The 12,710-nt window shown below is 70.4% G+C and carries 9 protein-coding genes and 1 tRNA gene; 3 read left to right on the forward strand and 7 right to left on the reverse strand.

Going from position 1 to position 12,710, the window contains the following annotated elements; genetic code table 11:
• Positions 1–706: 706 nt before the first annotated feature.
• Positions 707–1,726, reverse strand: a complete 1,020-nt coding sequence (locus BJY18_RS25240; protein WP_184782440.1) for a CapA family protein — start codon at positions 1,724–1,726, stop codon at positions 707–709.
• 205 nt (positions 1,727–1,931) lie between these two features.
• Between BJY18_RS25240 and BJY18_RS25245 the strand changes: the two genes are divergently transcribed.
• A complete protein-coding gene (locus tag BJY18_RS25245; RefSeq protein WP_376774768.1) occupies positions 1,932–4,358 on the forward strand; it encodes a DUF8508 domain-containing protein in 2,427 nt (808 codons plus the stop codon).
• 103 nt (positions 4,359–4,461) lie between these two features.
• Here BJY18_RS25245 and BJY18_RS25250 read toward each other — a convergent pair whose 3' ends face one another.
• The 6 genes from BJY18_RS25250 to BJY18_RS25275 all read right to left on the reverse strand — a co-directional run bounded on the left by BJY18_RS25250 (position 4,462) and on the right by BJY18_RS25275 (position 9,928).
• Positions 4,462–4,833 (reverse strand): hypothetical protein, encoded by a 372-nt coding sequence (locus BJY18_RS25250; RefSeq protein ID WP_184782441.1) that lies wholly within the window; start codon positions 4,831–4,833, stop codon positions 4,462–4,464.
• Positions 4,830–7,580, reverse strand: a complete 2,751-nt coding sequence (locus BJY18_RS25255; RefSeq protein ID WP_184782442.1) for an FtsK/SpoIIIE domain-containing protein — start codon at positions 7,578–7,580, stop codon at positions 4,830–4,832. The genes BJY18_RS25250 and BJY18_RS25255 overlap by 4 nt, the downstream gene beginning before the upstream one ends.
• A gap of 15 nt (positions 7,581–7,595) precedes the next feature.
• Positions 7,596–7,844 (reverse strand): hypothetical protein, encoded by a 249-nt coding sequence (locus BJY18_RS25260; protein ID WP_184782443.1) that lies wholly within the window; start codon positions 7,842–7,844, stop codon positions 7,596–7,598.
• A gap of 4 nt (positions 7,845–7,848) precedes the next feature.
• Positions 7,849–8,109: a hypothetical protein gene (locus BJY18_RS25265; RefSeq protein WP_098512721.1), complete on the reverse strand. Its 261-nt coding sequence runs from the start codon at positions 8,107–8,109 to the stop codon at positions 7,849–7,851.
• A 664-nt stretch (positions 8,110–8,773) separates the two neighbouring features.
• A tRNA-Ser gene (locus tag BJY18_RS25270) sits at positions 8,774–8,858 on the reverse strand.
• A gap of 314 nt (positions 8,859–9,172) precedes the next feature.
• The gene (locus BJY18_RS25275; protein WP_184782444.1) at positions 9,173–9,928 is read right to left on the reverse strand and encodes a PP2C family protein-serine/threonine phosphatase; all 756 of its coding nucleotides are present in this window, start codon (positions 9,926–9,928) and stop codon (positions 9,173–9,175) included.
• A 77-nt stretch (positions 9,929–10,005) separates the two neighbouring features.
• Between BJY18_RS25275 and BJY18_RS25280 the strand changes: the two genes are divergently transcribed.
• Entirely contained in the window at positions 10,006–11,757 is a 1,752-nt protein-coding gene (locus BJY18_RS25280; RefSeq protein WP_184782445.1) for an N-6 DNA methylase, read from the forward strand.
• Between the two features lie 25 nt (positions 11,758–11,782).
• Positions 11,783–12,673 (forward strand): serine/threonine-protein kinase, encoded by an 891-nt coding sequence (locus tag BJY18_RS25285; RefSeq protein WP_184782446.1) that lies wholly within the window; start codon positions 11,783–11,785, stop codon positions 12,671–12,673.
• The last annotated feature ends 37 nt before the right edge of the window (positions 12,674–12,710 follow it).

A 12,710-nucleotide genomic window follows, 5' to 3' on the forward strand; every position in this document is an offset into this window, starting at 1 on the left:
TGAGTGGCCGCGCGCTTCTGGCGAGGGGGCCCGGCGGTGAGGTTGCCGTGCTTGTGTGGTGAGCACCGGAGTGTGGGGATGTCGGCGAGGGGCGCGGTTCGTGCGTGGTGCGGGCCGAGCCTCCAGCGCGGGTGAGCCGGTCACAGCTTGCGCAGGCGGACCCGGTTGATCGCGTGATGATGAGTACTGGCGGAGTCGCTACCGCTCGTGAGCGATGCGTGCGAGCGGTGCCTTTTGTGCGCGACGCGCACCAGAAAAACACCTGCGGGCAAGGCGAGCACCGCGCGTGAACGCTGCGCGCGAAACGGCCCGTTCGTGCGCCGTGTGCGCCGGGGAAGTACTGCTCGTGAGCGGCGGGCGCGAACGTCGGCCACCTTGCGGTGGCGGCGTCCCGCTGTCCCGCCGCTCACGAGACTTCCCCGGGGCGAAACCGTGGCGCCGCGGTCGCGAGCGATGCGAAAGGGCTGCCGCGCCCGCGGCGTTCCCCGGATAGCGTCGCGAATCGCGCCTTTCGAACACGATCAACCCCCATGTGATCGTGTCGCCTCCCCGCGCTCCGCGGCGCGTGAGCGTCCGGGGTGGCTCGAAGTGGTCTGGGCCACTTCCGGTCGCTCTCCGGGTAAAGTACTCCGGCCCGGTACCCCTGTCGGCAAAGCTTGATCTGCATTTAAGGCAGATCGGCCGTCCGGGTGACGGGACGGCCGTCTCATCCCGCAGTGAGGCCTTCCACCGTGCCGATCCCGTCACCGACCGCGACGTGGGTGTTCCGTCGCGCGGACAGGTGCGCGAGCCTTCGCAGTGCCGTCACGGCTTCGGGTCCGGTCAGGGGTAGGCATTCGTTGTCCTCGTCGCGGCGCACCGGGATCAGTTCGAGGCGCGGCCGGTCGCCGAGAACGAAACCGGCCAGCAGCCCGTCCCGGTGCCGCCCGCGCATGGCCGGCCAGTCGAACACGAGGTTGCCAAGGCTGTAGAGGATCGGTCGGCCGCGGTGCACCTCGACCGCCTGAACGGTGTGCGGACCGTGGCCCACCACCAGGTCCGCGCCCGCGTCGACGATCGCGTGCGCGTAGCTGACCTGGTATTCGGCCAGTTCGTCGCCGGGCAGCCCCCAGTGCATCGACACGACGACGTGGTCGGCGGCGGTCCGCGCGTGGCGCACGTCCGCGACCAGGCGCGCGAGATCGTCCGGCACGGGCGTGGTGCGCACGATCGCGGGACGGCCGGGAAGGTCGAGCACGCGCGGGTCGGGCTGGTAGGCGGTGTACGCGCCGGCCGCGGCGACGCCCGGCGAGTCTTCCAGCGCCTCCTGCCCGACCGGCCAGCACAGCGACGTGTAGGCGAGGAACGCGACGCGCCCGCCGGGCCGTTCGAGGACGGCCGGAGCGTGTGCTTCGTCGAGGTTCGCGCCCGCGCCGCAGTGCGCGATGCCGGCGTTGTCGAGCACGGCGAGGCCGGCCAGCGCGGCGCGCGGCGGATAGGCGACGTCGTTCGCCGCGGATACCACGTCGATTCCGGCCGCGGTCAGCGCGGTGACCATTTCCGGCGGGGAATGCCGCCAGTTCGGCTTGTGCGGAATGTCCATTCCGGACGAACCGGAGAGCGGACCCTCGAGGTTCACGAACCGCACGTCGGCCCCGGTGAGCAGCGACGAAAGCGGGGCGAAGGCCGATTCCGGCTCGGTCCGGCCCTGGAGGTTGACGTCGCCGCCCAGCACGAGCGTGATCATTGCGTCAACCCTTCTCACGGCGGGAAACATCCAAGCTTGTCACGAATCGTTGCCTTATCGTCTTCCTACCCTTCGCTTGTTCGGGGGACGATGCCTCGACTGCTCGCGCCAGAGGGGACTCACGGTGACCATATCCCGTCGTCGGACCGGGGGAAGTACCGCCGGTGGAAGAACGCTGACCAGCGCCGCGGCGCTCGCGGCCGCCGTGGTGGTGGCCGGCCTGACCGCACCCGCCGCCGGTGCGAGGTCCAGCGGCGATGCGGTCATCGCCGAGGTCTACGGCGGTGGCGGCAATGCCGGTGCCACGCTCACCAACGACTTCGTCGAACTCGCGAACCACGGGGGCACACCGTTCGCGCTCGACGGCTTCAGCGTCCAGTACCTGCCCGCCTCCGCCGGCGCGTCGAGCACGTGGCAGGTCACGAAGCTCAACGGTGCGGTTGCCGCGGGTAGCCGCTACCTCGTTGCCGAGGCGAAGGGCAGCAGGGGGACCGTCGCGCTGCCCACGCCTGACGCGACCGGGACCCTCGCGCTGTCCTCCACGGCCGGTACGGTCGCGCTCGTCTCCGGAGGTGACCCGCTGACCTGCAAAACCGCTGTCGACTGCAGTGCCGATCCGCGCGTCAAGGACCTCGTCGGCTTCGGAGACGCCGTTGTGCGCGAAGGCGATCCGGCCGCGGCGCTGTCGAACAGCACGTCGGCCGCGCGCGCCGAGTCGCTTGCCGACACCGACGACAACAGTGCCGACTTCGCCGCTGGCGACCCGACGCCCACCAATGCGAAAGGCGAGACACCCGGCACCGCCCCGGGTGAGCCCCCGGTGTCCGCGAAGATCCACGAAATCCAGGGCACCACGCGCGTTTCGCCGTTCAAGGACAAGAAAGTCGGCGACGTCACCGGCGTCGTGACGGCAGTACGTACATTTGGCTCCTCACGCGGCTTCTGGATCACCGACCCGCATCCGGACAGCGATCCACGCACCAGCGAAGGCCTGTTCGTGTTCTCCGGCTCCACTACTCCGTCGGTCGCGGTCGGTGACGCCGTCACCGCGCAGGGAACGGTGAAGGAGTACTACCCGGACGCGCCGTCGACCTCGAACTACCAATCCCTCACCGAGCTCAGCGGTGCACGGTGGACAGTGAATTCGCACGGCAACGCCTTGCCACCGTCCACTGTGCTGACTCCGGACCAGGTGCCGGACGTGCTGGCCCCGAACGCGGGTGGAAACATCGAGCCACTGCCACTGGAGCCGTCGAAGTACGCGCTCGATTTCTGGGAGTCCCACGAAAGCGAAACAGTCAGCATCTCGGACGCGCGCGTCGTCGGTCCGAGCAACTCCTACGACGAGCTGTACGTGACCACGAAACCGCGGCAGAACCCGACGCCGCGCGGTGGCAGCGTCTACCTCGGTTACGACGAAACCAACACCGGCGTGCTGAAGGTGCAGTCGATCATTCCCTACGACCAGCAGGAATTCCCGACGGTCAACACCGGCGATGTGCTGACCGGTACGACTTCCGGGCCGGTGGAGTACAGCAGCTTCGGCGGGTACACGCTGTTCGCCGCGCAGCTCGGCGCGGCGCAGGACAACCACCTGCAGAAGGAAACCACGCGACGGCAGCGACCAGGTGAGCTCGCGGTGGCGACGTACAACGTGGAGAACCTCGCACCGTCCGATCCGGACACCAAATACGCGCAGCTCGCGCACGGGATCGTGGACAACCTGGCGACGCCCGACATCGTGACCCTCGAGGAGATCCAGGACAACGACGGCGCGACCGACGACGGTGTGGTCGCCGCGGACCTGACGCTGCGGAAGTTCACCGACGCCATCGCCGCCGCCGGTGGCCCGCGCTACCAGTGGCGCGAGATCGACCCGGTGAACGACGAGGACGGTGGCCAGCCGGGCGGCAACATCCGGGTCGGCTTCCTGTTCAATCCGGCCCGGGTGTCCTTCGTGGACCGTCCAGGCGGTGGCCCGACGTCCTCGGTCGGGGTGGCGGCCGACCACGGAAAGGCGCACCTCACCCAGTCGCCCGGCCGGGTCGAGCCCGGCGACGATGCCTGGACCGACAGCCGCAAACCGCTGGCCGGTGAGTTCGTCTTCGGCGGCCGCACCGTTTTCGTGGTCGCCAACCACTTCAACTCCAAGGGCGGCGACCAGCCGACGCACGGCCGCTACCAGCCGCCGTCCCGCAGTTCCGAGGTGCAGCGGCAGAAACAGGCGACGGTGGTGCGGGGCTTCGTCGCGAAGCTGCTGGCGGCTGAACCGCAGGCCAACGTCGTGGTCGCCGGCGACCTGAACGACTACCAGTTCTCGCCGGCCCTGGCCGAACTGACGTCGGGTGGCCGGTTGACGGACCTGATCTCGACGCTGCCGCCGGCCGAGCGCTACAGCTACGTCTACGAGGGTCAGTCGCAGGTGCTGGACCACATTCTCGCCTCGGCCGCCCCACGCGGCGTGGACTACGACGTGGTGCACCTCAACGCGGAATTCGCCGACCAGGCCAGCGATCACGATCCGCAGGTGGTCCGCCTGCGCCCGTCGACCGGGAACCGCCTGTCCGACCTGGGCTACGACCTGCTGGACTACCTGGACCGTCTGCTCGGCCGCACCGCCCCGCTCGGCTGAGAAACACCTGGCAGCAAACCGAAAGACTGACGCCGGAGGGCGGCGCGGTTTCCAGCTCAGCGAACCGAGGTGACCCGGGCTCGCGGCGAAACGCTGGCCGTGGTCAGCGTTTCGCCCGCCAGCCCAGCGCCAGCACCGCCTGCACGAGTTCCTGGTAGCTCGGCTTCACTTCCTCCAGGTACCGGTCCAGGTACTGCGCCCGCGCGGTCGGCACCGGCTGCGGCTCGTCGGGAGGCTCGAGGAAGGTGAGCCGGGAAACGTTGTGCAGTGCCATTTTCCACCAGCGCGCCGCGCGTTCCCTGGCCTTCACCTCGCGTTGCGCGGCTTCGGCGACCGCGGCCTGCGCCTCGGCCAGCTGCCGTTCGATCTCGTCCGCACGAGCCAGCTCCCAGGCCCGCAGGTTCTCCGCCGAGCCACGGGCGAGCCCGACGATTTCCTTGTACCGCATGGCCGGACTGGCGATTTCGTCGGTCATGGCGTGGCACCTCCTGCAAGGTCGGCGTCCGGGCGCTGGAACGGGATGATGACCTCCGGCGCCCCGTGCGTGGTGCGATCGAAGAACAGGGCCCGGCCGGGGCGTGGTGACCAGTGCACGACCTGACCCGCGGCGAACGGGGTCAGCTCGTTGCCCTGCACGTCGAGCGCGGCCCAGGTGCCGATGTCGTCGGTGCCGGCGAAGCCGAGCGTGTCCTTGAGCCGGGCGATGCTGCGCCACCAGCCGAGGGTGTGCACGCCGTGTCCTGGCCCGTTCTTGAGCAGCGTGCGCAGGTGGTCGAGCGCGCTCTTCGGCTGCCCGATCTCCTTGGCCTCCAACGTCGGCAGCGCGGCGTCGACACCGTAGAGCAGGAGGAACCGGGGTGGTCCGCCGGCGAGGGAGCCGGCCATGGCGGTCAGCGCGGCGGGCAGATCGTCGGTCAGCGTCGCCGAATGCCCTTCGGCGGCGAGCCGGTCCTTGAGGTCCAGCACGGCCGGTGCGCACGCCTCGATCGGGCAGCTGAACAGGAACTCCACCGCGCCGGGTTCGTACTGGCGGGCCAGCGAACGGGCCGCAGAGTCCATTATGGACAGTGCCTCGGCGGTGGCGCCGCCGAGCACGGCGACGTTACGGCCCGGCGCCCGGGGCAGCTCGACGCCGCAAGCTGCTTCGGTGACGTCGATGGACTGGCCGAGCAGCGCCTTCGGCCGGGCGCCGGGTTTGAGCTCGGTGTAGGCCGGGAACTGTTCCAGCACCGGCGAATGCGCGCCGTCGAAGAGCCGCGGCCGCGCGAACCGTCCCGCGTAACGCTCCCAGAGCTTGTGCTGCAGGTCGACGAACACGTTGCGACTGCTGGCATCGGGCACGTGGGCGAGCTGGTTTCCGTGCGCGACACCGGAATCATGGTTGATCACCGCATGCCACTTCGGGGCGGACACCGCGGCGTTGTTCGTCTCCGCCAGCACCCGGCGCGCCTTCGGCATGGCTATGCGCAGCGTGCACTGCTCGAACACCGCGGGTTTGCCCCAGAACGCCTCGATGCCGGCGACGTCCTGGCTCGCCAGCACGAGGTGGATGCCTTGGGAACGCCCGCGCCGCGCGATGTCCTCGAGCAGCTGGGTGGCCTGCGCGGTGACCTGGTCGCGTCCGGCGAACAGGTACTGGAACTCGTCGATCACCGCGACGATCCGTGGCCAGTGCCCGGCCGGATCCTGCTCCCGCAGGTCGGCGAGATTGGTGACCTCGTGCTCCTTCGCCGCGGCCGAACGGCGGCGCAGCTCGTCGGCGAGGAACCGCAGCAGCGCCAAGCCGAACTCGCGGTCGGTGTTCACGTTGACCCCGACCAGTTTCGCGTGCGGCAGCCAGCTGGCGTCCTTGCGGCCGGGGGCGAGCCCGGCGAAGGACACGCCCTCCTTGAAGTCCAGCAGGTACAGCGCCAGCTCGTCCGGGCTGTAGCGGGCGGCGAGGCTGCCCAGCAACGCGTAGAGGAAGTTCGTCTTGCCCGAACCGCTGGGGCCGCCGATCAACGCGTGCGGGCTCGCGTCGCCGATCACCACCTCCACCGGCTCGCCCTCGTGGAATCCGACCGGCGCACGCAGTTCCCTGGCGGAGTTTTCCAGGCCCGGCTCGGCAGGCATGAGGTCGGCGAACGACCGTGGCCCGCCCTGCTTCGCGATCAGTGCCTCGGCGATCCGGCCGGCCGCGCGGATCACCTGACCCGAGGGCAGCGGCGGATCGAGGTCCACCGCCAGGTCGGCGCCGGTCATGCTGCTGATCGCGCGCCGCTCGTCGAGCAGGCTGAGCGTCTCGACCGACGCGCTCACCGTGGTCGGCACGTCCACCAGGATCAGGCAGATCCCGGCCGCCAGCGCCCCGCTGGCGACGCGCTTGAGGTCCCGCGCGCGTTCGGGCTCCAGGGTTTCGCCGTTGCCGTAGAGCACGGCGATGCGGTACGGCTCCAGGCGCTGGCCGGTGGCCCTGCGCAGCTCGCGCAACGAGGTGTGGCCGGCCTGCATACCGGTGGCGTGGATGCGGCGGATGTGCCCGGCCAGCTCGTCGAGCAGGTCCTCCAGCCGCGTCGGGTCGTACAGCGACAGCGCGCTGGTGCGGCTGAGCGGGTACAGGTCGGGCAGGATCGCGGTCAGCTGACCGACGTCCCACAGGTGGATCTTCACCGCGCCCGGCTCGAACGTCGAAAGCACCCGCATCAGCAGCGACTGCACGAGCGCGTCCACCACCGGGCGGGTCTTCGGCGCGGACGTGATGGCCAGGTGCGATTCGTCGAGCAGCGGCACCGCCACGTCGAACGTGCGGGAGATGTCGCGCCCGGCCGCGGTCGCCGAGCCTGCCCGCCAGAGCGCAGGCGCGGTGACGCCGGGATTGCTCCCGACCCGGCCGAGCCATTCGCTCGGTGGCCTGCCCGCCGGGCCGGGCGCGTGCGCGGCGACGAGGTCGCGCAGGGCACCCGGGCCGGCGCTCCAATCGGTGTAGAACGCGCTGCGCACCCCGCCGAGCGAGGCGAACACTTCGTGCGCGGCGGGGTGGCGGGCCCATTCCGTCTGCTGCTGCGCGTCGGCCTGATTCATCCCGACCCGCACGATTTCCTGTTCCAGCGCCAGCCGGGACACCTCGGTCTCCGCGGCCTCACGGGCCCCGGCGGCAGCGCCGAGTACGAGCCCGATCTGGTGGCGGACGCGGTCGAGTGCGGTCTGCACGCGGTTGCGTTGTTCGGCTGACTTACTGGCCATCGGTGTCGCTCGCTCCTACAGACGGGACTGGTATCCGCTCACCAGGTCGTCGGCGGCGGCCAGTCGGGTGAGCACGTGGTCGAGTCCCTCGTCGGCCTGTGCCAGTTGTCCTGGCAGCCAGGGATCGGCCTTCGCCTGCGCGTCGACGAGCGCCCGCCTGGCGTCGCCGAGCAGGAGGCGCGCCCGCTCGGCGTGCGCGCGGCCGTCGCCGATGCCCGCCCGCGCGGCGGTGAGCAGCTGGTGGATCTCGGCGAGTCCGGACATCGGGTTACAGCCGCGCCGAGTAGGAGTCGGCGGACGAGATCCCGGCCTGGATCGTGCTCTGCATGCCCGTGATCCCTTGCAGTGCCTCGGCGAGCAGGCCGTGTGCCTGGTTGACCTCGTGCTGGCTGCTGCCCTGCGTCGCCTGGTTGAGCGACAGCTGGGCCTCTTCGAGTGCTTGCGCCGCCTGCTGCAGGGCGGCGATGCTCGCGGACGCCTTCTCGTTCGCGAGCGCGATACCAGCGCGGATTTCTTCCACTCCGGCCATGGGGGCGGTACTCCTCGATGCGTCGTGGGCTGGAACGACCACAACCAAACTTAGCGTGATCAGGTGTCTTCGGTAAGTAAGTGAGGGGGGAGAATCGACAAGGCCCCGGACGCGGTCGGCAGTCCGGGGCCTCTCGGGTGACGGTGCACCGCTCGCCGGCTCCCGGCCCCGCGTCCCAGCCTGGGCGACCTGCGGGTTCCGGGGGCACGCGCCATGCGCCGCGCCCAGGTCAAACCGGTATTCGTGACACCGAGAAACCTCTCCGAGCGGGTACGAACAAGTCTGCGGCGAAGCCTAGCGGGTGCGGCCGTCCGCCCGAGCCGAGCCCCTGCCCCCGCGTCGGCGGATGCGGACAGCGCGATTCTCGGCGGCGCCGCGGCGGCTGGGCCGGTCGGTCTGGCGGATGTGCTGTTCCCGCAGGCCATCCGAACTGTCTCATTGGGTGAGCGGTGTTCACCGACCGTCCGTTGTGGACTCCGGTCAGGGTGGTGCGGAGCTTCGCCGAGCAGTGCGCCGGGTGGTCCGGATGGGCGCGGACCGGGTGGGGGCGGAGAAACGCCGCTGCCGGTGGACGGAGCCACACCGAGACGAGAAGTGGGACCAGGACGAAAAACGCCGGGTGATCCGACCTCGGACCACCCGGCGCTTCTGCTGGTTACTGCGGCGGAGGATACAGGATTCGAACCTGCGAGGGCGTGAACCCAACACGCTTTCCAAGCGTGCGCCTTAGGCCGCTCGGCCAATCCTCCGTGGGGAAGACTACCGGATGGGCGAGAGCCACCGGCAGGTGGTCCCGACCGGCCGCCACGATCGGACGGTCACAGCGGGACGACCACGAACGGATGGCCACAGCGGGACGATCACAGCGGGACGACCATGGACCGACGACCACGGACGGATGGCTGCCGCGCGGCGACCCGTGCCACTGTGGCGTGACAGTCGCGACTGCGCGGGCTGGTGCTACTGCGGCGCGACGGTGGCTGCTGCACCAGTGACAGCCGCTCCCGTGCTCCCGCTCCCGTCCCGCGCTGTCGTTTTCGCCGGGGTGGTCAGGCGGCAGTGGTCAGTCGAAGGCCTGGACCACGTCGGCGACCACGATGGTGATGTTGTCCGGGCCGCCGCCGTCGTTGGCCAGGGTGATCAGGCGGGGGACGGTTTCGTCGGGGGTGCCGGTCGCCAGGACGTCCCGGATCGCCGGTTCGTCGGCGCCGGCGGTGAGGCCGTCGGAGCAGAGCAGGTAGCGGTCGCCGGGTTCCGGGGTGAACTCCCAGACGTCCGGGTCCGCTGAGCCGGTGCTTTGCAGCGCCTTCATCAACAGCGAGCGGCGCGGGTGCTCGGCGGCGTCTTCCTCGGTGATGCGGCCGTCTTCGACCAGAGCCTGCACCAGCGTGTGGTCTCGGGTGATGCGGTGCAGCTCGCCGTCTCGCAGGACGTAGCCGCGGGAATCGCCGATGTGGGCGGCGGCGAAGCGGGTGCCGTCGAACAGCAGCGCGGTGAGGGTGGTCCCCATGCCGTGCGTCGCCGGGTTCTCTTCGGCCACTTCGGCGAGCCGCTCGCCGATCCGCTGCACGACGTCGGTGAGCGTGCTGCTGAGATCCAGCGCGGCCAGGTCCAGCGCGCGCAGATCCGAGTCCAGCGACGCCAGCACGCCGACCGCGGTCGCGCTGGCCACCTCTCCGTGGGGCTGGCCACCGATACCGTCGGCCACGGCGAGCAAGCGCCCGGTGGCGTACACGGAATCCTCGTTGTTGCTGCGTCGTCGCCCGGGGTCGGAGCCTGCGGCGTGCCGCAGGATGAACCGGGTCTGCTCGGTGGCCATGTCGCCATCCAATCACTGGTTGACTGAGTTAACAAGGAGAATTCTGGAAACCGTGGTCATCGGCTATCGTGCCGGTCATGGCAGACGACGACGCGGCGGTGACCGCGGCCGACATCGCGCGCCTGGCGGGCGTGCGCCGGGCCGCGGTGAGCAACTGGCGACGGCGCTACGACGATTTTCCCCGTCCGGTGGGCGGCACCGCATCCAGCCCGCGGTTTTCGCTGCCGGAGGTCCAGGAGTGGCTGCGTCTGCGCGGCCGTCCGTTCGAACTGGCGCCGATCGACCAGGCCTGGCAGCGACTGCGCGCACTCGGCGACGACCTGGGGCTCGGCACCCGTGTCGCGGCCGCCGGCGAGTACCTCACCGACCTCACCGAACAGCCGGACGACCCGGAACTGCTCACCCTGCTCGGCCGTCTGGCGGTACGGAACGGGCCGGCCACGACGTTCGAACAGCTCTGTGAGCGGTACTTCGAAGCACACGCCCGCCGCCTTTCGCCGACGCCGCCCGAGTACGCCGAGCTGATGGCCCGGCTCACCGGCGCGAAGGGGACCACCGTGCTCGATCCGGCGTGCGGCTTCGGCGCACTGCTGCTCGCCAGCGGTGCGGCACGGGCCCGTGGGCAAGACAACGACCCGGACACCGCGCGCATCGCCAATATCCGGCTCCGGCTGCGTGGGGTGGACACCGAGGTACACGCCGCCGACGCGTTGCTCGAAGACGCCTTCGCCGGCGAGCAGGCAGACGTGGTGCTGTGCGATCCGCCGTTCAACGAACGTGGTTGGGGGTACGAGGAACTCGTCGGCGACGCGCGGTGGGAGTACGGCCTTCCGCCGCGTGGTGAGTCCGAGCTGGCCTGGGTCCAGCACTGTCTCACGCACGTCAAACCGGGTGGCCCGGTCGCGATTCTGATGCCCGGCGCGGCGGCCGGCCGGCGCAGTGGCAAGCGGATCCGCGCCAACCTCCTGCGCTCCGGCGCCCTGCGAGCCGTGCTCACCCTCGCGCCCGGCGCCGACCTCTGGCTGCTCGTGCGTCCGGCGCCCGGGCAACGCCCACCGGCCACGGTACTGCTCGCGGAAACCTCCACGGCGCAGGCCGAACGGCTGTGGCAGGCCTACCTCGCCGGCACCGAACCGGACGGCCACCGCATCATCGACCTGCTCGACGATGACGTGGACCTCACGCCGGCACAGCGCCGCCCGCACCGTGCCGATCCGGGCGAGGCTTTCCTGACCGCGCAACGGCTTTTCGGTGAGATCGGACTCGAACTGCCGCGGTTGGAGCCGGCCACGGCCGAGCCGCCGCACAGCACCGTCGGCGAGCTGCTGAAGGCCGGCGCGCTGCACATCCGGCACGCTCCGTCCCGGCTTGCCGACGGCGACGAACCCGTGCTGACCACCGACGACGTGCTCATCGGCGGCCCGCCGACCGGACGTGCGGAACCCGACGACGGGGCCGTTTTCGCCGACGACGGGGATGTCGTCGCCTCCGTCACCGGTGCCGTGATCGTCCACAGTGGTCGGTCGGTGCGGCTCGGGCCGGCGCTCTCGTGCTACCGGGTCGACCCGGAACGGCTGGATCCCGAATTCCTCGCCGGCTGTCTGCGCGCCGCGGACTTCCCGGTGCACAGTGCGTCGACCCGGATCGACGCGCGCCGGCTTAAGGTGCCGCGGTATCCGCTGGACACGCAGCGTGCGTACGGTGCTGCCTTCCGGGCTCTCGCCGACTTCGACCGCGCGCTGCGGCAGACGGCGGAGACCGGCCGCGACCTGGTGCGGCTAGGCTTTGCCGCGCTCGCCGAAGGACGGCTGCAGCCCGGTGACGGGTGAGCGCTGTGACGCCGTGAGGGGGCCCATGCTCATCGCGGATCGCTACGAGGTCGAGGACCTGCCGCTGGGCCGGGGTGGGATGGGCGCGGTACACCGTGGGCACGATCGGCGGCTCGGGCGCAGGGTCGCGATCAAGCTGCTGCGGCTTCCGGGCGGCGACGAAGAGCTGGAGGAACGCTTCGCGCGCGAAGCGCGGATTCTCGCCACGCTCGACCACCCCGGTGCGCCCACGCTCTACGACTTCGGCACGTACGACGATCGGCTGTTTCAGGTGATGCAGTTCGTCGAGGGCGTTACGGTGGCCGATCTGTTGGCCGAGCACGGTCCGCTGCCCGTGCCGTGGGCGGCCGCGATCGCCGCGCAGGCGGCTGCGGTCCTTTCAGCGGCCCACGCGCGGGCCGTATGTCACCGTGATCTCAAGCCGGCCAACCTGATGCTCTGCCCTGACGGCAGTGTGAAGGTGATGGACTTCGGGCTCGCCATGCTTCGTGAGGCCGACGTCGCGCGTTTCACTCGCGCTGGGCAGCTCCTCGGGACACCGTCGTACATGGCGCCCGAGCAGATCCAACGGGGGCACGCGGACCCGCGAAGCGACCTGTACGCGCTGGGATGCGTACTGCACGAAATGCTCACCGGGCGTCCGGCTTTCACCGGGCCGACTGCGTACGCGGTGTTCGACAAGCAAGTGAAAGAACCACCGTCGGTCGTCGTGGGCGCGCCTCCGGAACTCAACGCACTGTTGGCCGAAGCCCTGGCGAAAGATCCCGCGGCTCGCCCAGTCGGCGCAGATGTCTTGTACGCGCGCCTTGCGCCCTTCGCGCGCGACTTACCGCCGTTGCCGGGTTTTCTGCAACCGGTGGCCACGCCGAGCCCCGCGCGCATGTACGCACGCATGGTCGGGCGCGTACCGGGCTGATTGCACTTCACCATCTGGACAGCCGGGTCGAGACAAG

Origin of the sequence: Amycolatopsis jiangsuensis, from assembly GCF_014204865.1 — a bacterium.
GTDB lineage: Bacteria > Actinomycetota > Actinomycetes > Mycobacteriales > Pseudonocardiaceae > Amycolatopsis > Amycolatopsis jiangsuensis.

Bases quoted from the DNA above. Each gene is read 5' to 3' on its own strand.
- BJY18_RS25285 (WP_184782446.1), top strand. From the start codon at position 11,783: ATGCTCATCGCGGATCGCTACGAGGTCGAGGACCTGCCGCTGGGCCGG.
- BJY18_RS25280 (WP_184782445.1), top strand. From the start codon at position 10,006: ATGGCAGACGACGACGCGGCGGTGACCGCGGCCGACATCGCGCGCCTG.
- BJY18_RS25250 (WP_184782441.1), bottom strand. From the start codon at position 4,833: ATGACCGACGAAATCGCCAGTCCGGCCATGCGGTACAAGGAAATCGTC.
- BJY18_RS25260 (WP_184782443.1), bottom strand. From the start codon at position 7,844: ATGTCCGGACTCGCCGAGATCCACCAGCTGCTCACCGCCGCGCGGGCG.
- BJY18_RS25265 (WP_098512721.1), bottom strand. From the start codon at position 8,109: ATGGCCGGAGTGGAAGAAATCCGCGCTGGTATCGCGCTCGCGAACGAG.
- BJY18_RS25255 (WP_184782442.1), bottom strand. From the start codon at position 7,580: ATGGCCAGTAAGTCAGCCGAACAACGCAACCGCGTGCAGACCGCACTC.
- BJY18_RS25240 (WP_184782440.1), bottom strand. From the start codon at position 1,726: ATGATCACGCTCGTGCTGGGCGGCGACGTCAACCTCCAGGGCCGGACC.
- BJY18_RS25275 (WP_184782444.1), bottom strand. From the start codon at position 9,928: ATGGCCACCGAGCAGACCCGGTTCATCCTGCGGCACGCCGCAGGCTCC.